The organism is Cupriavidus sp. KB_39 (assembly GCF_052114485.1).
GTDB lineage: Bacteria > Pseudomonadota > Gammaproteobacteria > Burkholderiales > Burkholderiaceae > Cupriavidus.
Map to the genome: position 1 here is coordinate 1 of NZ_JBFREV010000259.1, position 361 is coordinate 361.

Genomic DNA, 361 nt, shown 5'->3' on the forward strand with positions numbered 1-361 from the left:
GGCGTTCTCGGGCGCACGGGGCGAGATCTACCAGCGCATCCGCGAGGAAGGGGTGATTGCCATGGTGGGCGACCGCAGTCCGGACATCGCCGGGGTCTCCGCGCCGGTATTCGGCCCGGCCGGGGAACTGAAGGGGGCGCTGACGCTGACCTGCCCGACGCCGCGTTTCTCCGAAGCCTTCCGCGATCAGGTGCTCGCGGCCGCGCGCCAGCTTACGGCGGCGCTTGGCGGCACCTTCCCGGAAGTGCAGCCGGCCCGCGCCCCGGCGGTGCCCGCAGGGCAGAACGTCCCATCTGACGAAGACTGATCCGCACGGATTTCCGTAGTAATTTCAAAACGTTGCGTGCGCGCTAACCCGGCT

1 protein-coding gene is annotated in these 361 nt (G+C 69.3%); it reads left to right on the forward strand.

Annotated elements, in window-relative coordinates; all coding sequences use genetic code 11:
* The coding region (locus AB4Z27_RS29840; RefSeq protein WP_441646090.1) for an IclR family transcriptional regulator domain-containing protein at window positions 1–307 on the forward strand (307 nt) is incomplete at its 5' end.
* Window positions 308–361: the final 54 nt, after the last annotated feature.